17 protein-coding genes and 3 pseudogenes are annotated in these 21525 nt (G+C 55.2%); 9 read left to right on the top strand and 11 right to left on the bottom strand.

Translation table 11 applies throughout. From position 1 onward, the window contains the following. Nucleotides 1-14: 14 nt before the first annotated feature. Complete coding sequence (gene trhO / locus GTU79_RS09155) at nt 15-1076, bottom strand: oxygen-dependent tRNA uridine(34) hydroxylase TrhO (protein ID WP_203522138.1); 1062 nt, start codon at nt 1074-1076, stop codon at nt 15-17. Between the two features lie 307 nt (nt 1077-1383). On the opposite strand from trhO, the gene GTU79_RS09150 reads away from it, so the two are divergent. The 3 genes from GTU79_RS09150 (at nt 1384) to mdtG (ending at nt 4986) form a co-directional block, all read left to right on the top strand. Continuing rightward, entirely contained in the window at nt 1384-2481 is a 1098-nt protein-coding gene (locus tag GTU79_RS09150) for an NADH:flavin oxidoreductase/NADH oxidase (RefSeq protein WP_203522139.1), read from the top strand. A 151-nt stretch (nt 2482-2632) separates the two neighbouring features. After that, nucleotides 2633-3553, top strand: coding sequence for a Kdo(2)-lipid IV(A) acyltransferase (locus GTU79_RS09145; protein ID WP_203522140.1), 921 nt, complete (start codon nt 2633-2635; stop codon nt 3551-3553). 206 nt (nt 3554-3759) lie between these two features. After that, on the top strand, nt 3760-4986 hold the full coding sequence (mdtG, locus tag GTU79_RS09140) for a multidrug efflux MFS transporter MdtG (RefSeq protein WP_132922504.1): 1227 nt from the start codon (nt 3760-3762) through the stop codon (nt 4984-4986). 1 nt (nt 4987) lies between these two features. Here mdtG and GTU79_RS09135 read toward each other — a convergent pair whose 3' ends face one another. Further along, the gene (locus GTU79_RS09135; RefSeq protein ID WP_203522141.1) at nt 4988-5410 is read right to left on the bottom strand and encodes a hypothetical protein; all 423 of its coding nucleotides are present in this window, start codon (nt 5408-5410) and stop codon (nt 4988-4990) included. A gap of 272 nt (nt 5411-5682) precedes the next feature. On the opposite strand from GTU79_RS09135, the gene GTU79_RS09130 reads away from it, so the two are divergent. Further along, nucleotides 5683-6063 carry a MysB family protein gene (locus tag GTU79_RS09130; RefSeq protein ID WP_132922505.1) on the top strand — a complete coding sequence of 127 codons (381 nt, stop codon included), beginning with the start codon at nt 5683-5685 and terminating at the stop codon, nt 6061-6063. Between the two features lie 108 nt (nt 6064-6171). Here GTU79_RS09130 and GTU79_RS09125 read toward each other — a convergent pair whose 3' ends face one another. Both GTU79_RS09125 and GTU79_RS09120 read right to left on the bottom strand, forming a co-directional pair. Continuing rightward, nucleotides 6172-6420, bottom strand: a complete 249-nt coding sequence (locus GTU79_RS09125; RefSeq protein ID WP_132922506.1) for a YceK/YidQ family lipoprotein — start codon at nt 6418-6420, stop codon at nt 6172-6174. A 37-nt stretch (nt 6421-6457) separates the two neighbouring features. After that, nucleotides 6458-7075 carry a hypothetical protein gene (locus GTU79_RS09120; protein WP_132922507.1) on the bottom strand — a complete coding sequence of 206 codons (618 nt, stop codon included), beginning with the start codon at nt 7073-7075 and terminating at the stop codon, nt 6458-6460. A 595-nt stretch (nt 7076-7670) separates the two neighbouring features. Between GTU79_RS09120 and rhaS the strand changes: the two genes are divergently transcribed. The 4 genes and pseudogenes from rhaS to GTU79_RS09100 all read left to right on the top strand — a co-directional run bounded on the left by rhaS (nt 7671) and on the right by GTU79_RS09100 (nt 12234). Then, nucleotides 7671-8630, top strand: coding sequence for a rhamnose ABC transporter substrate-binding protein (gene rhaS / locus GTU79_RS09115; protein ID WP_413726908.1), 960 nt, complete (start codon nt 7671-7673; stop codon nt 8628-8630). Between the two features lie 67 nt (nt 8631-8697). Continuing rightward, a pseudogene (locus GTU79_RS09110) lies at nt 8698-10208 on the top strand (sugar ABC transporter ATP-binding protein). Between the two features lie 2 nt (nt 10209-10210). Beyond that, nucleotides 10211-11207 (top strand): annotated as a pseudogene (locus tag GTU79_RS09105) (ABC transporter permease). A gap of 10 nt (nt 11208-11217) precedes the next feature. Further along, nucleotides 11218-12234 carry an ABC transporter permease gene (locus tag GTU79_RS09100; protein ID WP_203522143.1) on the top strand — a complete coding sequence of 339 codons (1017 nt, stop codon included), beginning with the start codon at nt 11218-11220 and terminating at the stop codon, nt 12232-12234. A 249-nt stretch (nt 12235-12483) separates the two neighbouring features. On the opposite strand, the gene mdoH is transcribed toward GTU79_RS09100, so the two are convergent. From mdoH to GTU79_RS09085, 3 genes and pseudogenes are all read right to left on the bottom strand, one after another. Then, a complete protein-coding gene (mdoH, locus tag GTU79_RS09095) occupies nt 12484-15000 on the bottom strand; it encodes a glucans biosynthesis glucosyltransferase MdoH (RefSeq protein WP_214513859.1) in 2517 nt (838 codons plus the stop codon). Next, a pseudogene (locus tag GTU79_RS09090) lies at nt 14993-16560 on the bottom strand (glucan biosynthesis protein G). The gene mdoH and the pseudogene GTU79_RS09090 overlap by 8 nt, the downstream one beginning before the upstream one ends. A gap of 551 nt (nt 16561-17111) precedes the next feature. Next, entirely contained in the window at nt 17112-17627 is a 516-nt protein-coding gene (locus tag GTU79_RS09085) for an O-acetyl-ADP-ribose deacetylase (RefSeq protein ID WP_203522145.1), read from the bottom strand. A gap of 219 nt (nt 17628-17846) precedes the next feature. Between GTU79_RS09085 and GTU79_RS09080 the strand changes: the two genes are divergently transcribed. Further along, on the top strand, nt 17847-19037 hold the full coding sequence (locus GTU79_RS09080) for a beta-glucosidase (protein ID WP_203522146.1): 1191 nt from the start codon (nt 17847-17849) through the stop codon (nt 19035-19037). Between the two features lie 98 nt (nt 19038-19135). Here GTU79_RS09080 and GTU79_RS09075 read toward each other — a convergent pair whose 3' ends face one another. The 4 genes from GTU79_RS09075 to GTU79_RS09060 form a co-directional block, all read right to left on the bottom strand. Then, nucleotides 19136-19312 (bottom strand): hypothetical protein, encoded by a 177-nt coding sequence (locus tag GTU79_RS09075; RefSeq protein WP_165934143.1) that lies wholly within the window; start codon nt 19310-19312, stop codon nt 19136-19138. A 296-nt stretch (nt 19313-19608) separates the two neighbouring features. Further along, a complete protein-coding gene (locus tag GTU79_RS09070) occupies nt 19609-19791 on the bottom strand; it encodes a YodC family protein (RefSeq protein WP_132922515.1) in 183 nt (60 codons plus the stop codon). An 88-nt stretch (nt 19792-19879) separates the two neighbouring features. Next, nucleotides 19880-20575 (bottom strand): phosphohydrolase, encoded by a 696-nt coding sequence (locus tag GTU79_RS09065; protein ID WP_132922516.1) that lies wholly within the window; start codon nt 20573-20575, stop codon nt 19880-19882. Between the two features lie 137 nt (nt 20576-20712). Next, on the bottom strand, nt 20713-21327 hold the full coding sequence (locus GTU79_RS09060) for an alpha/beta hydrolase (RefSeq protein WP_203522147.1): 615 nt from the start codon (nt 21325-21327) through the stop codon (nt 20713-20715). Nucleotides 21328-21525 lie beyond the last annotated feature (198 nt).

Here is a 21525-nt window from a genome sequence, read left to right as displayed (position 1 = left end):
CTGGCCCGTTTACCTTATTCTTCCGGATTACCGGGCAGGCGCCGCGGTAAATCCATGGCTAGACGCTGGCGGGATTTATTGAATATTTTCAGGCCGTTTTCGCGTCCCGCCCGGCGGGCACGCTGCTCCTGGACCGGCAAATCCTTTTCGTCGCGACAGATTTCGCTGCAACAGCCCTGATATTTTTCCCCGCAGGCCGGACACTGGATAAACAGTAAATGACACCCCTGGTTCAGGCAATTGACATGGGTATCGCAGGCCGCGCCGCATTGATGACAATGGGCTATCACATCCGGGGTGATTCGCTCGCCAAGCCGCTCGTCAAAGACAAAGTTTTTGCCGGTGAATTTCAATGGTAATCCCAGCGCCTTGGCCTGATGGGCATATTCAATGATCCCCCCCTCCACATGATAGACGTGCTCAAAACCATGATGCCGCATATAAGCACTGGCTTTTTCACAGCGGATTCCGCCGGTGCAATACATGACGATATTCTTATTTTTTGCCGGTGCCAGCATCTCCACCGCCATCGGCAATTGCTCCCGAAACGTGTCGGAGGGGATCTCTATGGCATGCTCAAAGTGGCCGACTTCATATTCATAATGATTGCGCATATCCACGAATACCGTATCGGGATCGTCGGCCATGGCGTTAACCTGCTCCGCCCGCAGGTAATGTCCGGTACGGGTGGGATCAAACGTGGGGTCGGTAATGCCGTCGGCCACGATTCGCTCGCGGACCTTCATCCGTAACACCCAGAATGATTTACCATCATCATCTAACGCCAGGTTCAGCCGCACGCCGTCCAGGGCCGGATGTGCCGCATATAGCAGCGTCCTGAATGCCTCGAACCGATGTTGCGGTACGCTGATTTGGGCGTTAATCCCCTCCCCTGCGATATACACCCGGCCGAAAACCGCCAGTTCGCTCATGGAGAGGTATAATTCGTCGCGAAACGCCTGCGGGTTATCAATGCGGAAATATTTATAAAATGACAAGGTGGTGCGCGGCGCGGATTCCGCCAGCATGCGCCTTTTCAGTTCGTCGTTGGCTACCTGGTTGTGTAACACTGGCATGGTGTACGTTCCTGTAGTAACTAATGAATGTAATGAATGCTCGCTATGAATATCGTGATGACAATTTTATATAATAGCGGTGCATGAAAAGCCGGTTTTGACCGACGGGCAGGGCGGCATCATACAATAAATCTTCCGGGCCGGCAGCCCTGAATTTCCATACCAACCGGGTAAAAAAGCATTTAACGCCGAGGCAAAATTTTATTAAATTGCTAACGTTGGCTGATACGGCGTAACGGCTTGATGAATGAATTTTAACATCGATGCCTTCAGCGCTACGCCAATCCCCCCTTATGAGGCACAACCTATGAGTCTATTGTTTTCAAACTATACATTGGGAAACCTGGCGCTCTCAAATCGTATTGTTATCGCGCCCATGTGCCAGTACTCCGCCGACGAAGGCAAGGCGACCTCCTGGCATGAGATACATCTGGGCCATCTGGCCTTGTCCGGTGCGGGCCTGCTCATCGTCGAGGCAACGGCGGTGACGCCGGAGGGCCGCATCTCGCCGCAGGATTTGGGGTTATGGGATGACGCTACCGAACAGGCGCTGGCGGCGGTGGTCGCTACCGTCAAGACGCATTCCCCCATAGCCCTGGGCATCCAGCTCGCCCATGCGGGCCGTAAAGCCTCTACCCATGCGCCCTGGTTCGGGGGCTGTAATATCTCTCCCGAACGGGGGGGATGGCAAACATTAGCCCCTTCCGCCATTCCCTTTGCACAAACGGATTCAAGGCCCCAGGCCATGACCCTGGCGCAAATTGAAGCATTGAAGGCGGATTTCGCCGCCGCGGCCAAACGCGCTGAGCGTATCGGCTTTAATCTCATTGAAATCCACGCGGCCCATGGCTACTTGCTGCACCAGTTCCTCTCGCCGCTGGCGAACCAGCGGCAGGATCAATATGGCGGCAGCCTGGAAAACCGCATGCGGCTGACCCTTGAAGTGGTCCAGGCGGTTCGGCAGGCGGTTTCCCCCGGCTTTCCGGTGGGTGTGCGCATCTCCGGCTCCGACTGGGTCGAAGGCGGCTGGGATATCGAACAATCGGTAAAACTGGCCCAGGCATTGAAATCCCTTGATTGTGACTATATACATGTATCCAGCGGCGGGCTGTCCACCCAGCAAAAAATTCCGGTGGGCCCCGGTTACCAGGTGTCATTCGCCCGGCGTATCAAGGCCGAAACCGGATTAAATACCATCGCCGTCGGCCTGATTACCGACGCCGAACAGGCGGAGACCATTGTGGCCGCCGGTGACGCGGATATGATTGCGCTGGCGCGCGCCGTGCTTTACGACCCGCGCTGGCCCTGGCACGCCGCGGCAAAACTGGGTGCGAAAATCAACGGCCCCAGGCAGTATTGGCGCAGCGAGCCGCATAATGTAAAAAATCTTTTCAACAAAGATTAACCTTGCCGGGCAAAACGCGCGTGAAAGGGTAATAAATACTTTCACGCGCCGCCGGCTTTCCCTTTTGAAAAAAAATGCCACACTGAATTCAGTGGGTGGACTAAAAATTATGTAATGAGTATTACCTTGACGCTTATGGTGACAAGAATAAATGACAACTATTCCAACGTTTAACCGTTCCTTGCTGCACCCGCGCTATTGGCCCACCTGGATCGGCATCGGCCTGCTATACCTTATGGTATTGTTGCCCTACCCGCTGCTGTATCGGCTCGGCACCTCGCTCGGGCGCCTGGCCATGCGTTTTATGCCCCGACGCGTCCATATCGCCCGCCGCAACCTTGAACTCTGTTTCCCCGACAAGTCCAGCGCTGAAAGAGAAGCGCTGCTTATCAAAAATTTCGAATCCGTGGGCATGGGCCTGTTTGAAACCGGTATGGGCTGGTTCTGGCCCGACTGGCGGGTAAAACGATTGTTCAAGGTCTCCGGTTTGGAGAACATCAGTCTGGCGCATGCAAATAAGCAAGGCGTGCTGCTGATAGGGCTGCATTTTTTATCCCTGGAGCTGGGTGCGCGCATTTTCGGTATCCACAACCCCGGTATCGGAGTCTATCGACCTAATGACAACAAGCTGCTGGATTGGCTGCAAACCTGGGGACGGCTGCGTTCCAATAAATCCATGATCGACCGGTCGGATATCAAAGGCATGATTCGCGCCCTCAAAAACGGTGAAATCATCTGGTATGCGCCGGATCACGACTACGGCCCGAAGAGCAGCGTTTTCGCCCCGCTGTTCGCCATGGAGCAGGCGGCCACCACCGCCGGCACGCATATGCTGGTGCGGCTGGGCAAACCGGCGGTAATCCCCTTCGTCCCACGCCGTTTACCCGGCGGTAAAGGCTATGAACTGATTATCATGCCCAATGAGGAGCATTTGCCGCTGGAGAGCGATGTCGCTACCGCCACCTACATGAACAAAGTGCTGGAACAGGCCATTTTGCTGGCGCCGGATCAATATATGTGGCTGCACCGCCGGTTCAAAACCCGGCCGCCGGGACAGCCCTCCCTCTATTGACGCCACATCATCAACGATAAACCCGCCATTCGGCGGGCCGCTGTCCGCTGCCGCCGGATAATGGCGGTTTGGTGCAATTGATGCCCCGCAAATTGCCCGTTGCCCCGTTTAGGCGCATACTTATCCCCTTCTGCGAAACCTCGGCGATAACGCCCTAGAGCCTTGTCACATTGTTTGACCGCCGTTGCCAATTTTACTGAGATGTCATGACGCCGGTGTCGGAACCCATAAACTGGAAACGTAATCTCTACATTGCCTGGGTCGGTTGCTTTCTCACCGGCGCGGCATTCAGCCTGATTATGCCCTTCCTGCCGCTTTACGTTGAAATGCTCGGCGTCACGGACCCGCGCGAACTGAATATGTGGTCGGGCGCGGTTTTCAGCATCACATTCCTGTTTTCGGCCATAGCCTCGCCCTTTTGGGGCGGCCTGGCGGATCGCCGGGGCCGTAAAATCATGCTGCTCCGCTCCGCCCTGGGCATGGCGATTGTCATGGCGCTGATGGGCCTGGCGCAAAATATCGGTCAGTTCCTGGTTCTGCGCGCCTTGCTGGGGCTGCTGGGGGGATTCGTGCCCAACGCCAATGCCTTGATAGCCACCCAGGTTCCCCGCAACAAAAGCGGCTGGGCGCTGGGAACCCTGTCCACGGGCGCGGTGGGCGGCGCATTGATCGGGCCGCTTATCGGCGGGCTGCTGGCGGACCATTACGGCTTGCGCCTGGTATTTTTCATTACCGCCCTGGTCCTGTTGATCTGTTTTATCATGACCTATATTTTCGTCGAAGAACGTTTCAAGCCGGTGCAAAAAAAGGACATGCTTTCCGCGCGGCAGGTCTTCGCCTCGCTGACCAAACCCCGGTTGGTATTAAGCCTGTTTATCACCACCATGATTATCCAGGTCGCCACCGGCTCGATTGCGCCGATATTGACGCTTTATGTGCGCGAGCTGGCCGGGAACATACAGAATCTGGCGTTTGTCAGCGGCATGATCGCCGCCGTTCCCGGTATGGCGGCGTTGTTAAGCGCTCCGCGGCTGGGCAGGCTGGGAGATAAGATCGGACCGGAACGGATATTGATCTGCATGCTGGCGGTTTCGGTGCTGCTGCTGATTCCCATGGCCTTTGTCCAGACCCCCTGGCAACTGGGTACCCTGCGCTTTCTGCTGGGTGCCGCCGACGGCGCCCTGCTGCCGGCGGTACAGACCTTGCTTATCTATAACTGCACCAATCAGGTGGCCGGCCGGATTTTCAGCTATAACCAATCTTTTCGCGACGTGGGCAATGTCAGCGGCCCGCTGATCGGCGCCTTTGTTTCCGCCAGCTATGGGTTTCGCGCGGTATTTGGCGTTACCGCGCTGGTGGTGCTGTTTAATGTGTTCTATTCCTGGTGGAGCTTGCAGCACGGCCCGTCCCGCATCAGGCTGCCGAATGAATAAATCAGCCGCCGTTGGCCGGATGAGGCGTCTCGCCGCCATCCGGCGCGTTATCCCCGAAATGATTGGGGACCTTTACCACTGAAAGCCGCACTTCATAGTGACTGCCGGCGGCAGGAGCCGGCAGGATAGTGTTCAGCTTTTGTATCGTCTCGCCGGGATTATCGCTTTGCACTGATGCGCAAAAAACTTCGCCGCCGTGGCAGAAGCCCGGACCATGGCGCATCATCATGGGCCCGCCTGGATGGTGAAAGAACATCGGTCCGGGCTCCGGCCGAGGTTGATTCTGCCAACCGGCCGGCGCGGCCGGCGAAGTATCGGCGGGCGCTGCCGATGGAGTACCGGCAGGGGCTGCCGCCATGCCGGTGAAACTCAATGCACCCAGCGTGCAGGTGATGACTATCAGTGATTTTTTAAACAGGGTCATGATACGTTCTCCAGGTTGTCCACTTAGCTTACTGTAGCGCTTCTCCCCTGCCGAAGGTTCCTTTGCGAAATTTTACCAGATAACCACCTGCCCCTTGCATTGATGAATGCGGGTAAAAAAATATTTTTTTACCTGACCGGGAATTTTTATCCCCGCTGGAAATCATTTTATTAATGATACTTGAAAGTTTTCAGACTCCGACAACAATTACATTGATGCCCGCCAAGGGCGCGGTAACGTCAGATCGATGCAGTGATCACAGGAGAGCCAAAATGAGCATGTACGCAACTCTGGAAGAAGCCATAGATACCGCACGTGAGGAATTTCTTGAAGCCTCCCGTGACAGCGGCAATGACGATCAGGACCCGGTAGTGAGTCAGTTCAGTTTACAAAAATATATTATGCAGGACGGTGAAATCATGTGGGAAGCGGAGTTCCTGGCCGATGAGAACGAGGCGGCGGATGCATTGCCTTTTCGAACCGGAGAAGCCGCCCAGGCCATTTTTGACGGTGATTTTGATGAAACCGAACTGCGTCTGGAATGGCAGGAGGAGAACACCTTGCATGAATGGGACGAAGGTGACTATCAATATGAGCCGCCGCTGGACACCGAAGAGGGGCAGACCGCGGCCGATGAGTGGGAAGAACTGTAAAACCGGCAGACCACGCCCCTGTCCGGGTTAAAGCACGCGCCCCTCTTGTCCAGGCATCCGCCGGAGTATCAACCCGTGGAGCTACATAAACCCCAGCGGGTTGATACTCTAGCGATACGGCCCGTGCCGCATATCCACCGGCAATAGAATCGTATCCACCACCATCGACAGCGGCAGATCTATCACGGTGATATATCGCCAGGGAGAGTCGCGTAAATCCCATTTTACGCCCGGATAATATTGATTGCCGTGCCCCTGTCCGGGAAACGTACGGCTGATAATGCTGCCGCAGCCGGTCAGGCCCAGCACGCATAACGCCGCCACCAGTATTCGCACCCTGTTCACCTTGCTTCGCATCCCAGATTCAGCCGGCCCTCCGGCCGGGCATATCGGCTCAGTCCGGACGGCTCATGTTACGTTTATCCAGCATATAGAGCAGCGTGCCCAGCAGGCACAGAACATAACCGAACAGCTCGCCGCCTTCTTCCACGGCATTTTTCACCGTGCGGACATAGGCATCCTGTAATAACGCTTGCCACAGGCCGCCCATTCCCATCAGACGGGAGAACACTAGCACAGTTAGCAATCCCGCGCACACCAGGCCATAACCCGGATGCCTGAAATAATCCGCCAGTCCCGCCAACGTACGCCGGTAATCCAGGGCCGCCACCGCGACACATAGCACACACACCGCCATCGCCACCCAAAACCAGGACCCGTATTGGATGACATCAAAGGCAAAATCCATCTCGCGCACCAGCAAACAGGTAAAAAATCCCCCCACCAGCACATTGACGGCCCGATGTGCAGGCACCCTAATCAACCAGAGATGTAATACAACAATAGCGAATAAAATGATTTCCTGGCTGATTTCCGTGAGTGAAATCTCGTTGACCGAGTCATGCAGGAAGCGAACATCTATAAACAGCAATAATTGAAACGCCGAAACGATGGCGGCGAAAATCAAAAAAGAGCCCACCTTTTTGAGCACAAACAGTAAATCGTCTTGCACGGCAAAATCCATGGTTCTCTAAAAGATTCAAAATATTAACGGCAGCGACTCTGTAGGAAGTGACATTAAATGCTGACGGCGCCATTTTCTCTTTTTCCCCGCGTCATGACATTAAAAACGCTGATGTAACGCCGTTTGATTTACGGGACTAGCCCACAGGTGCAGCATTTTGCGACACCAAAGCCGGTAAGGCGTATTGCTCGGGCCGTATTCAATGGGGATTCGGTAAAGCGGGCCGGTAGCCGTTGATTAAAATCCGCTCCTCTGAAAAATGTTATTGATTTGTGATATCTCTCATCCCCACCTTCGTCTGACTGCCAGCTTCTCACGGGAATTGGCAATATAATAAAGGCGGCTGGGACAACAAGGTTTTAAAGTCGTGATCATCCTTCCATGAAGGTTTTGACTATGATTATCCCCTTGTCCTTGCAACACATCATTTCCCATTACCCGGGCTCTTCCGGACAATGTGTTTGGCGATACTCCCATTCCCGATACGCTTAGTTTTTTTTTAAAACCCTACATCTTGTTGTCATTACTTTAATTAAGTGGAGTACAAACAATGAAATTAAAACAACTACTGACTTGTACCCTCATGGCTTCATGCCTGGCGCTGGCCGCCTCGGCCTCGGCCGAAGTCAAAATTGCCCTGGTGGCAAAATCGTTGGGCAACGGTTTCTTCGAAGCGGCAAATACCGGCGCGCAGCAGGCGGCCAAAGAATTGGGGGATGTTAAGGTTATTTATACCGGCCCCACCACCACCACCGCCGAAGCGCAGATTGAAGTCCTTAACGGCCTGATTGCCCAGGGGGTGGATGCCATCGCGGTGTCGGCGAACGATCCCGATGCCTTGGTGCCGGTGCTGAAAAAAGCCATGCAGCGCGGCATCAAAGTGGTGTCATGGGATTCCGGCGTCGCCAAGGCGGGCCGCCAGATCCATCTTAATCCGTCCAGTAATGACCTGATCGGCCAGATGAATGTCCAGCTGGCCGCCGATGCCATCAAGGCCCTAGGACTGCAAAAGGGCGATACGGCCATTTTAAGCGCCACGCCGACGTCCACCAACCAGAACATCTGGATTGAGGAAATGAAAAAGGTGCTGCCGAAATATCCGTCGGTGAATCTGGTTGCGGTTGCCTACGGCGATGACCTTTCCGATAAAAGCTACCGCGAAACCATCGGCCTGCTGAAATCCTACCCGAACCTGAAGGTGATCATTTCTCCCTCCTCGGTGGGTATTGTCGCCGCGGCACAAGCGGTCAAAGACCAAGGCAAAATCGGCAAGGTCTATGTGACCGGCCTGGGGTTGCCTTCTGAAATGGCCGGCGCGGTGAAGTCCGGCGCCAGCAAAAGCTTCGCCATCTGGAATCCCATCGATCTGGGCTATGCGGCAACCTACATCGCCTATGATCTGGTGAAAGGCACGGCCACCGCCAAAGAGGCCAGCATGGGCCGTTTGGGAAAGGTCCAGCTTGATGCGGACGGCAACGGCGCCATGGGCAAACCCTTCATTTATGACGCCACTAACATTGATAAATTCGCCAAAGTGTTCTGATTCTTTCATCAGGCTCACCGGCCCACAGTGAGCCTTCATGATTTGCCATAGAACGCGGAGGGTTGTGATGACCGACGCCATACCTTTATTATCATTGAAAGGGATCACGAAAGTATTTCCCGGCGTGCGGGCGCTGGAAAATGTCCATATCGATCTCTATCCGGGCAAAGTCACGGCGCTGGTAGGCGAGAATGGCGCCGGGAAATCAACGCTGGTCAAGGTGATGACCGGCATCTATCAGCCGGAAGAAGGCACGATAGAATATAAAAAAATCCCCATCAAACTGGTGAATCCGGAGGCCGCCCACAAAATCGGCATCACCGCCATCCATCAGGAAACCGTGCTATTCGACGAGCTGACGGTAACGGAGAATATCTTTGCCGGGCACTATCTTTACAGCGGTTGGCTTAAACGCCTGAACTGGCCCGCCATGCACAAACAATCACGGGAAATTCTGGCGCGGCTGGAGGTGCAGATCGATCCCTACGCCGTTTTGAAAGAGCTGAGCATCGCCCAGCGGCATATGGTGGCAATCGCCCGGGCGCTATCGTTCAACGCACAGGTGGTGATTCTCGACGAGCCGACCGCGGCGTTATCCCAGCATGAAATTATCGAGTTCTATCAGATAGTCGAACGTTTGAAGCAGGAAAATAAAGCTATCCTGTTTATTTCCCATAAGTTCGACGAGATTTTGCCATCGCGGATTATTACACGGTACTGCGCGACGGCAGCTACGTGGGTTCGGGCCAAATGGGCGATATCACCGAGGCCAGGATGGTCACCATGATGGTCGGCCGCGAAATCAGCCAGGTTTATCCCAAAAAGTCCGGCCTGCCCGGTGATACCGTGCTTGCGGTGAAAAATCTGAGCCATCCCACCGAGTTTTCCGGCATTGATTTCTCGTTGCGCAAAGGAGAAATCCTCGGTTTTTACGGTCTGGTGGGGGCGGGACGGACGGAGCTGATGAAAGCCCTGTTCGGCGTAACCCAACCCAGCGGCGGGCAGATTATCGTCGGCGGCAGGGCCCGGCATTTTGCCAACCCCGCGGCAGCTATCCGTGCCGGAATCGTTTACGTGCCGGAAGAGCGCCAAAGCCAGGGCACCATTATTGATTTGCCCATTTATCAGAATATCAGCCTGCCGCAGCTGAGCCATCTCAATCCGCACGGCATCCTTAATGAGGAAAAGGAGTGGGCCCTGGCGGATAATTACGCCAACCGCCTGCAGGTAAAAGCCTTTAGCTGGCGCCAGCAGGTGGCTACATTGTCCGGCGGCAACCAGCAAAAGGTGGTCATCGGCAAATGGCTGGCGACTCAACCCCAGATCATTATTTTGGATGAACCTACCAAGGGCATCGATATCGGCTCCAAAGCGGCTGTACACCAATTCATGTCCGAACTGGTGGGACAGGGACTGGCGGTGATTATGGTGTCATCCGAGCTGCCCGAAGTGATGGGCATGTCCCATCGCATTATCGTTATGCATGAAGGGTTGATGGCGGCGGAATTCAACGCCGGCGCGGCAACGGCGGAAATGATCGTCAGCGCGGCCAGCGGCGCCGGCGCGGAGGTGGCATAAAGATGAAAACCTTACTCAAACACCGCGAAATTCTGCTGGGGCTGGTTATCATACTGATGGTGCTGGGGGTCGGCAGCCGCTCGCCGGAATTTATAGGCGTGGAAAACCTGCTGGAAACCTTTAATGATACCTCGATTCTCATCATCCTGGCCCTGGGCCAAATGATGGTGTTGCTGACCAAGGGCATTGATTTATCCATGGCCGCCAATCTGGCGCTGACCGGCATGATAGTGGCGCTGTTGAATTTCCATCATCCCGATCTCTCCATCGGGCTTTTGGTGGTCATCGCCACCGTCATGGGGTTGCTGATGGGCGCCATTAACGGTTTGCTGGTCTGGAAGATGGGCATCCCTTCTATCGTGGTAACCCTCGGCACCATGAGCATTTATCGCGGCATCATCTTTTTGCTGTCCCGCGGCGGCTGGATTAACGCCCATCAGATGAGCGCGCCATTCCTCGGCTTGCCGCGCAGCGAGTTTCTGCATTTACCGCTGCTGGGCTGGAGCGCCATCGCGGCGCTACTGGCGGTGGGGTTATTTCATGCGCTACAGCCGCACCGGCCGGGCGCTTTTTACCGCCGGCGGCAATGCCACCGCGGCTTATTACACCGGGATCAATGCCGGCAAGATGCAGTTTATCAGTTTCTGCCTGTCCGGAACGCTGGCGGGATTTTGCGGGTATCTATGGATTTCGCGGTTTGCGGTAGCCTACGTCGACGTCGCCAATGGTTTTGAATTGCAGATTATTGCTGCCTGCGTGATAGGCGGCATCAGTACCATGGGCGGGATCGGATCGGTGTCCGGCTGCCTGCTGGGCGCGTTGTTTTTAGGGGTTATCAATAATGCCCTGCCGGTGATTGAAGTATCGCCATTCTGGCAGATGGCGATATCCGGCGGTGTCATTGTTATTGCCGTCATCCTGAACGAACGCTCGAACAAACGTAAGGGCCGCCTGATTCTGCATAATGCCGTCCTTGCCAATCAGCCCCGACAAAAGTGAGAGATTCACTATGAACAAGACACTGCTTTCTCACTCGCATCCGGAGCCGGTTCCGCTGCATAACATCCCCTGGCCTCGGCGCCTGCTGTGCTGGGAAGGTTTTTTACTGGCGGTGACCGTGGTGGTGTTTGCCGTTAACGCCACGGCTTCGCCCTATTTTTTAAATCTCTGGAACCTGTCGGACGCGACCTTTAATTTCACCGAGAAGGCCATGATAGTGTTACCGATGGCGATGCTGATTATCGCCCGGGAAATAGACCTGTCAGTGGCTTCCACCATGGCGCTGAGCTCAACCATCATGGGCTTTTGCGCCCAGGCCGGGATGGGAACCCCGGTATTGGTCTGCGTCGGACTGGGGGTCGGCCTGCTGTGCGGCCTGATCAACGGCTTGCTGGTGACCCGGTTGAATTTATCTTCCATCGTGATCACCATCGGTACCATGAGCCTGTTCCGGGGCATCACCTATGTGCTGCTGGGGGATCAATCCATCAACCATTACCCGGCCAGCTTCGCCTTCTTCGGCCAAGGGTATGTCTTCGGCGCCCTGTCGTTCGAATTCGCCCTATTCATCCTATTGGCCGTCCTGTTTTACTTTTTGCTGCATAAAACCAATTTTGGCCGGCGGACCTACGCCATCGGCAACAATCCCGTCGCCGCCTATTATTCCGGCATCAACGTGAAACGCCATAACCTGATCTTGTTCATTATGGTGGGCGTCATGTCGGGTCTGGCGGCGGTATTGCTGACCTCGCGCCTGGGCAGCACCCGTCCCACCCTGGCGCTGGGCTGGGAACTCAGCGTGATAACCATGGTGGTTTTAGGCGGGGTGAATGTCCTGGGGGGATCCGGCAGCATGACCGGCGTGATTATCGCGGCGTTCCTGATGGGGTTGGTCACCTTTGGACTGAGCCTGCTGAACGTGCCGGGCATTGTGATGTCGATTATTGTCGGCGCGATGCTTATCACGGTAATATCGCTGCCCATACTGACGCAGCGTTTTCTGGCGCGCAAAAAGAGAGCATCCTGAGGGATGCCTCGCAATACACACCAATAAACAAAACCACCCTTGCGGGTGGTTCAGACTGCTGACAAAGGCACTCGAAGTCAATAAGGCTGGGCAGGTTGCCAGAAGAGTAAACCGTCCGCGCCATGGATGGCGCGGATCGAGCCTACAGGGATGTATTCACGGCGTGTTTACGATCTGGCAGCCTGCCCCGACCGAACACTTTATCAACAAGCTCAAACCACCTTTGCGGGTGGTTCAGACAGCCATCGGCTATTTTTTATCCCAGGCCGGCCAGGCCTGCGGCTGAGACCATAACCGCAGGTGCAGACGGGAGAGGATAACCGGATCGCTTAAAATAGATAGCCGGTCAGGAGGAGTCAGGCCACGCGGGCCGCGTTGCAGCGCCGCCTGAATGTGCTCTTCGCGATTGACCTCGATAGCCTGGCTGACACCGTGGCGCGCGGTGGCCATGCCGGTGGCCAGGGCATTATAGGCCGGATCCATAACCGCATGGCGGAACCCGTCCAACAGCGCCCGCGCCCGATTGCGCTGCAAATAGTTCTCCGTATCCACCAGCTCTTTCGGCGGTGAGTACTCTTCAGGAATCAAGAACAGGCTGACGCGTTTGCAGGCCAACCCGAGATTGGCACGACTGGAGAAAACCGACACCATCGGCGAAAGGATTAACGAAAAGACGATAGGCGACAGCCACCACAGGAAACGCAGATCCAGCCAGGCCATGCCGCCGGCCCAGACCAGCCCCAGCAGCATTTGCGAACCGTGGCGCGTGAAAGATTCGCCCCAGGGCGTCGCGTCGTCATCCCGCTGCGGCGAATTCCATTGAACCGACCAGCCGAGAAACGCGCTGACCACGAAGATTGTATGAAACAGCATGCGAACCGGCGCCAGCAGCACGGAAAACAGCATCTCCAGCAGCATTGAGCAGAACAGGATAACGACTCCGCCGTACTGTTTCGCCCCTTTGGCACAAATCAGGATCACGCTGAGCAACTTCGGCAAGAACAGCAATACCATGGTGGTGGAGAACAGCGCCACCGCCAGCTCCGGCCGCCATTGCGGCCAAACGGGAAAGAGCTGGCGGGGCTGCAGGAAGTACTGCGGCTCCATCAGGGTATGCACTACCTGCAGTGCGGTAGACAGGGCCAGGAACATAAACCACAGCGGCGCGGACAAATACGACATGACCCCCGTCAGGAATACCGCCCGATGCACCGGATGCATGCCTTTGACCAGAAACAGCCGGAAGTTCATTAAATTGCCCTGGCACCAGCGCCGGTCGCGCTTGAGCTCATCCAGCAGATTGGGGGGCAGCTCTTCGTAACTGCCCGGCAAATCATAGGCTATCCACACGCCCCATCCCGCCCGGCGCATTAATGCCGCCTCCACGAAATCATGGGATAAAATCGAGCCGGCAAATGAACCATCGCCGGGCAACGGCGCCAGGGCGCAGTGTTTGATAAAGGGATCGACCCGGATAATGGCGTTATGACCCCAGTAATGGGATTCCCCCAATTGCCAGTAATGCAGACCGGCGGTAAACAGGGGTCCGTAGACGCGGGTGGCGAACTGTTGGCAGCGGGCATAAAGCGTATCCATGCCGGAGGCCTTCGGCGCGCTCTGGATAATTCCGGCGGTGGGGTTGGCTTCCATGAGCCGGACCAGGTTGGTGAGGCAAAAGCCGCTCATGACGCTGTCGGCATCCAGGATCACCATATAACTGTACTGTTTACCCCAGCGGCGGCAGAAATCATCGATATTGCCGCTTTTACGTTTTACCCGGCGGCGGCGGCGGCGATAAAAAATTCTGCCGCATCCGCCGGTTTCCTGGCAGATCTCCATCCAGGCCTTTTGCTCGGCCACGGCGATATCGGCGTTATAGCTGTCGCTCAGGATGTAAAAGTCGAAATGTTCAATTTGCCCCGTGGCTTCCACCGATTCATAGGTGGCGCGCAGTCCGGCGAAAACCCGCTCAACGTCCTCATTGCATATGGGCATGATGAGCGCGATGCGGTGCTGCGGATTCAGGGGTTCATCACCGGTGGTGCTGGCGGAGATGCTGTATTTATCATGGCCGATAAGCAACTGGAGAAAACCCATCAGGGCCGTCCAGAACCCGGCCGAAACCCAGCAAAACAGTATGGCGAACAGAATCAGGATGCCGCTTTGCAAAACATAGGGCAAGAGTTGCAAAACCGATTGCAGCCAGTCCTGATGCAGCATATCCATCGGGTCGATCAGCGCCCAGCCCTGGTATGGCAGGATGGTCTTCATATACCAGGTGGCAACGGCGGTTTTAAGCAGCGTCAGAATCAACAAAACGTACCGGCGCATGGGTCCCCCCCCACGCCAGTTGCCGTCCTCCCCCGCGGCCGCTTCCCCCTTATGGCGCGGGGGGGGGGTATGACCGCGCAACGCATTCCAGTAACGGGAAACGGGGTTGGTCAGCCAGGGCTCCGGAAACATCGGCGTACGGGTAATGGTGGGCATCGCCTTGATGGCTGTACGGCCGAGGCCATCCTCCACCAGCAGCTCCTTGCAGGTTTCGGTGACCGGCCAGGCCATGTTCAACCGCGACTTCACCGAATCCAAGGCGGCATTGTCTTCATTGGGCGTCGTGCCGGGCGTGATGCTGCCGATATCGGCATGCAACGATGCAAGGGACGAACTGCCCTCCCCCGGCAACTTGGCGCGCAGCGAACTCTTCTGCTCGGGAGAGAGAGGTAAAGCCTCGATATAATCGAGGCTGGGTTCGGTTGATTTATTCATTGGCAGGTAGCAGATAGCTCCAGGTTTCAGTCAATGTCTTGTCGCCGCTGGTCAGCGCGGCGCGCATTTCGGTAGGCTGCTTTTCATCTTTCACGCGCAAACGCAGCGTCAGACGCCAGCCATGCGTTACCGGATTATAGCGGACATTGTTTTCCACCACGTCGGCATTATTGCCAACGCTCAACTGGGAAGCCACCGGCGTATTCTCGTCAAGCGCCTTCAGGGACGGTCCGACGAAATCCACCACGAAGGCGGTAGTGCCGTCCGGCTGGCGAATAAGATTGGACTGCTTTACATCTCCGGCGGAGCGCAATGTCTGCTGAACGTAGGCAAATTCCGGTGAATGTATTTTGTCTTCATCGCGGGTAAAGTGCAGCCGGTAAGCGAGGTCGAAAGGTTTACCGGTATCCGGAAGTTTTTCCGGCGTCCAGAACGCCACGATATTGTCGTTGGTTTCATCGGCGGTGGGTATCTCCACCAGTTCAACATGGCCTTTACCCCAATCGCCCTTGGGTTCAATCCAGGCGCTGGGCCTCAAATCATAGCGGTCGTCCAGATCCTGGTATTGGGAGAACGACCGGCCGCGCTGCAGCAAACCGAAACCGCGGGGGTTTTCCACCTGGAAGGTACTGACGGAAAGATGCTTGGGATTATTCAGCGGACGCCAAATCCACTCGCCGTTGCCGGCATGGATCGAAAGTCCGTCGGAATCATGCAGCGCCGGGCGGAAGTTCATGGTGGTGGAAGGCTGGTTAGGGCCGAACAAATACATGCTGGTTAATGGCGCAAGACCCAGTTTGCCCACTTTATCGCGCAGGAATACCCTGGCCTGCACGTCCACGCTGGTATCACGCCCCGGATAGATGACAAAGCGATAAGCGCCGGTGGCCCGCGGCGAGTCGAGCAGCGCATACAGCACCAGATGCTTGTCGTTCTGCTGCGGCCGCTCAATCCAGAATTCGCGAAAACGCGGGAACTCTTCCCCGGACGGCAAGGCGGTATCAATAGCCAGACCGCGTGCGGAAAGGCCGTATACCTGTCCCTTGCCAATCACCCGAAAATAACTGGCTCCCAGCATACTGACGATTTCGTCGCTCTTATCAGCTTTATTGATGGGATAAAGGATTTTAAAACCGGCGAAGCCGAGATTCTTGACCAAATCGGGATCGTGGTTGACCGAACCAAAAGTGAACAGATCCGGCGAATATTTGATTTCAGTCACGGCGGAGCTGGTGACTTCATTGATTCTCACCGGCGTGTCGAAATACATCCCCTGATGATAGAACTCCAGTTTGAAGGGGTAGGCTGATCGTGCCAGTATGCCTTATCATGATTGAATTGAATTTGCTGATAATCGGCAAATTTCATTTCGCGAAATTGCGAAGGCAAATTGCTTTTGGGCGCCTCGTAACCTTTACCGGCCAGTTCCTGCGCTTGTTTAGCCACATCGTCAATAGAAAATGCCCATGAAGGCAAAGCGTATAACGATAACAATAACGTCGCTCCCAGCAAACGGAGACTCGCTTTGGGTAACTTGACGAAAAATTTATTAGTTGGCACATCCCCCCCTATGCGTGTGCTCTTGATCATTTAAAGCAATTTTAATTGATAAATCACTTTTCCGACAGCGTGATACAACGATGGTTCCTCACAATATTCTTACCGGCACAGTGTTTAATCAACGATCAGAAAACAAGCGCATCTACCGGTAAAAGATAGTCTAAAACAGCACATTCCAACAATCAGAACCGCCCGCTGATTTTACCTGAGCCATCCACGGGGGGTTAATCATTTTTAACATTAAGCAGGAAGTTATTATAAAAGCCGGGTTAAAAGACCCCGCGACGGCCATTTTGCCGTGCCACAGGCCGGCGGACCCGTCAGGACGGCCGAAACAAATCGTGCGCCAAAATTAATTAACGGCGATTATAGGAAAAATCTTATTACATTATAATCGTTCCCATCCTCCAGTCGGCAGGCCGATTTATAATAATCTCAGGCGCAAAAGAGTATGCGCGCAAATAAGCGCAGATTCAAAAATAGCGCCGCCGACATCCGGAAAAACCATGGTTGTCAATTATCCCCGGCGGCGATTTACATCGGTGGGACCGTCACAACCTGGCTTGGTAGAGCCGGGCATTTTCCCGGTCAAAGCAGACAAAAATAACCCTTTCCGGCCAGCTGTACCGCGCCAGGAATTCACCCACCGCGGCGATAGCGATATCGGCGGCCAGCTCTTTGGGGAAACCGTAGACGCCGGTACTGATATTCGGGAAAGCCACCAGGTGCATTTGTTTATCGCGGGCGATGGCCAGGCTGCTGCGATAGGCCTGCCGCAGCAGCTCCGCTTCATTACTGCCGCCGCCGTGCCAGACCGGTCCGACGGTATGGATCACGGCCCCGGCGGGTAAATTTCCCCCGACGGTCAGTACCGCGGTGCCAACCGGGCATCCTCCCTGCCGCCGGCGAATTTCGGCGCAGGCCTGCGCCAGCACGGGCCCCGCCGCCCGATGTATCGCCCCGTCCACCCCGCCGCCGCCCATCAGCGCGCTGTTGGCGGCATTAACGATAGCGTCGGCGGACAATTCGGTAATATCCCCCACCATAACGTCCATTCTTGCTGGCATCGTTATCCCCCTGTTTGTCCGCACGGATTTGTACACTTCGCCGGCAGCGGACAAAAGTTGACTCATCGGGCGTTTTGCGGTTCTCTGGTGAGCTAAGTTTGCAATAAAGATCGCAAAGCGCGCCATATCCGGAAACGTTTTAGCTGTCACCTGTCTAAGCTTACATGATAAGCAGATTGACCCGGTCAGGCAAAACTGTCTCGGGAAGGGGGAAGCCCAATGCAAGATCAAATCGAACATGGGATATCGCCCATGTACCATCCGACACTATTTCAAAGCTTTTTCCAGGGCGGATTCGCCTGCTCCACCGAAGTGCGCGGCGACGGTCGCCGGCTTGATCTGATCCACTCCAGCGGCCATGAAATGCTGGCGGGCAAGGATTACGCCCAGTTGGCGGAACAACAAATGGTTACCGTGCGGGACGGACTGCGCTGGCATCTGATTGAGGAAACCCCCGGCCAATACGACTGGTCCAGTTTCCTGCCCACGCTGCATGCCGCCCAGGCCAATAATGTCCAGGTCATCTGGGATCTTTGCCATTACGGCTGGCCGGATCACCTCGATATCTGGCAACCGTCCTTCGTGGAGCATTTTGCGCGTTTCGCCGGCGCCGTGGCCGCAAAGGTACGTAACGAGGGCATCCGCCGCCCCTGTTATACGCCGATAAATTCCATTTCCTTCCTGGCATGGGCCGGCGGCGAAATGGCGCATATCCAGCCCATGGCTTCAAATAAAGGCAAAGTGCTCAAGCAGCAGTTGGTACGCGCCACCCTTGCCGCCATGGACGCTATCCGCGCGGTGGACGACACCGCCCGGTTCGTGCAACCCGAACCCGTGGTGCATATCAACGCACCGGAAGACAAACCGGAGCTGGAGCCCGCCGCGGAAGAACTCCGCATGGCGCAGTTTGAAGTCTGGGATATGCTAAGCGGCCGGCTTTGCCCCGAGCTTGGCGGCGGCCCTCATTATCTTGATATTGTCGGAATCAGCTACCGTCCGGCCAACCAGTGGTTCTTCAGAGGGGAAGTCATCGCCGTGGATGACATCCATTACCGGCCCTTCGCAGCTATCCTGGAGGAAGTCCATAAGCGTTACCTGCGGCCGATCCTCATCGCCGAGACCGGTGCGGAAAACGATATGCGGGTTCCCTGGATGCGCTATATATTTGAGCAAACCGTTCTGGCAATGCAAACAAACATTGCCGTTGAAGGCATTTGTATCTATCCGGTGGCGGATTATCGCAGTTGGAGCGGCGATAAACATTTGCCGTTCGGTCTGCTCGGCATGCAGGACGTCAATGGGTGCCGTTCATTATTCGAGCCTCTGGCGCTGGAAATACACAGTCAACAAATACGGCTCAAAGGGCTGCTGGAGGATCCCCTCCCTGACCAGCGCGCCATGCCGGCGTGAAAAGACGGGAAAGGCTTTTGCGAGAATGCCCGATACAGCATCCGACCCTCCGGCACCCGTTGCCGGAGAGTCGGAAAGTCCAGGCTTCACTGCTTTATTTATAAATTCTGGACCCCGCCGGTTTTGCTATAACAAGCACCGGTATCAACGCTGTTGCTGTGCCGAATATCATAAAAATAGGCGATACCGAACAGCACCGATACGGTTATCAAGACTGAGATTAACAAACCGATTATTGCAAGCAGTTTTGTATCATCAAGTTTGCTGTTTTCCATGTCCAATCCTTCCTTATTATCGACGTGATCATCACACAAACCACAGTGTCGCTAATATGATAAAACTGATGAGCGTCCCTGAGGCAATGGCAAGCACCGCTATCGCAAACTGCGCATCATTCAGGGCCTCACGGTAATCTTTTCGCGACGGGATTGACGGCTTTTATCACTAATATACTTAAGAATTAACAGATTATAAGATATACATCGAAAGAACTTCCTGCCGGCAGGCAAAGAATCCGCTTATAAAATATGCGAATCGAGGGGGCTTTGCAAGGGGGCCCCCCCCAGGTGGGCTAACAGACGCCGAAATCCCCATCTTCCTTGTATAATGAGAGTTCTTCGGCTTTGAACTGTTTCGCGTTTTCCTCACCGGAATCCATCATGCCGCAATAGACGATACCGTTTTCAACTTTTATCACACTCATTGCCGGTCCGCCCTTCAAAGGCTGAACCACATCACCGGTTTCAAATGTCATGAATTACTCCCCATTTCCGCGTCGGGATAGGCCCGCTGCCAGTTGCTATTTTAAGCCTATTATCGTCGGGTACGCGCGTCAATAAAGGCTAACGTTTGATTTGAAAGCGCTCCAGGGTTTCGGTATCCAGCTGGTAATACTCCCCTTTGAGCTCAGCGCAAAGCTTGCTCATAAAAGTCACCAGATAATCGATATTATAGGCTGCCATCTGGCGACCCATTTCGGTTTGCATGGTATCGGCAAGGGTCAAAAGCTTGGTTTGAAAATGATCAAAGGTGTATTTGAGATCATCCAGCGGCCGATGAAGAGCCAAGGGATCCTCCACATTGAACAGACCTCGGCCCAGTTGTCCCGAAACATGAAATACCCTGGCCAGCCCTATGGCGCCTAAAGATTCCAGCCGGTCGGCATCCTGGACTATTTTCGCTTCCAGCGTCCGTGGCGGAATGCCGGCGCTGAAGCTGTGCGCTTCAATGGCATGAGCCACCGCGGGATATTTCGCCACCGGAAAATCCGCAAAACTCTCGGCCAGGATACTCTGTGTCTTTTTTGCCGCCTTGGCGGAGGCCAAATGACGTTCGGGGTGGTTTTTCGGCAGGTTGACCACGTCATGAAAATAACAGGCTGTCAGCACGGTTAATTCATCGGCCCGGGTCAAATGCATAATTTTTTGAGCGGTATGCCAGACACGGCTGAAATGGGCGAGATCGTGCGCTTTGTCATCCTGGGGGAAATGCTGTTCCAAATAAGCTTTGAAGCGTGCTTCCCATTCCTCTAATCCCATATTTACCTCCTGCCTGCGATATATTTCTTATAATAGTATTCTTGCCGATAATTGTTAATTATTTGTTACCCCCAACGTTTCCTTCCCTCGACTTACTAAGACACAACCCGCGCCGGTCTTCAAGCTTATTAACCGTTTCATTTTGCAACTGCGGCAAACGTCCGGGAAATAAATTGTCCCGCCAGCGCCACGCCTTCAGCGGAAATTTCATGGCCTACACGGGGCAAGATGAAGGTGGTCGCCGCCACGCCCGTTTCTTGCAGGGCTTTCCCGGCATGCTCGGTTTCCCAGGCAGGGATAACCTGATCATCCGCGCCATGAATCAACAGTACCGGCGTGGCGGCGGCCGGCATCAAAGGCAGCGGCGATGATAACCGCCCGGAAAAGGCCACCACGGCGGCAACCGGCCAACGTCCCGAAGCGATGGCGTCCAAAGCCATGATCGAACCTTGGGAAAACCCCACCAATACCACCCGTTCGGGATGGCCGGCCATGCCCTGCTCCGCCATTATCCGGGCAATGAGCCCGTCGAAGGCCAGCCTGGCGGCCAAAACCCGCTGCGTCCGGTTTTCCGGGGTCACGCCGTAAACGCTGAACCATTGATAACCGGGTCCCATATCAAACGGCATCGGCGCGTTGGGGGCGGCAAATAGCGTATCCGGCAGGCTGTGTCGCCAAACCTCACCCAGCGGCGCCAGACTGTCGCCGTTGCTGCCGACGCCGTGCAAGAAAATAATCAGGCTTCGTTTCATTTATCCTCACTCTCCATCATGAACAATCCGCTCCCTTAGGGGCGCTACGAACCGGCCTGCACCCTACCCTTCAGGTTCAGCGCGCCGTCATTCTCTTTCACTTTGCCCTGCCATTATCCTCTTGCCGGCGGCGGATTTTCAATGTCGGCTGTTTCGCGCCCGCCATGGGGACAAATTATCATCCGAAAAAACATATAA

The sequence above is a fragment of the Sodalis ligni genome (assembly GCF_016865525.2).
GTDB lineage: Bacteria > Pseudomonadota > Gammaproteobacteria > Enterobacterales > Enterobacteriaceae > Acerihabitans > Acerihabitans ligni.
Note: the sequence above shows the minus strand (reverse complement) of the source record. Positions and strands in the feature narration are given on the sequence as shown.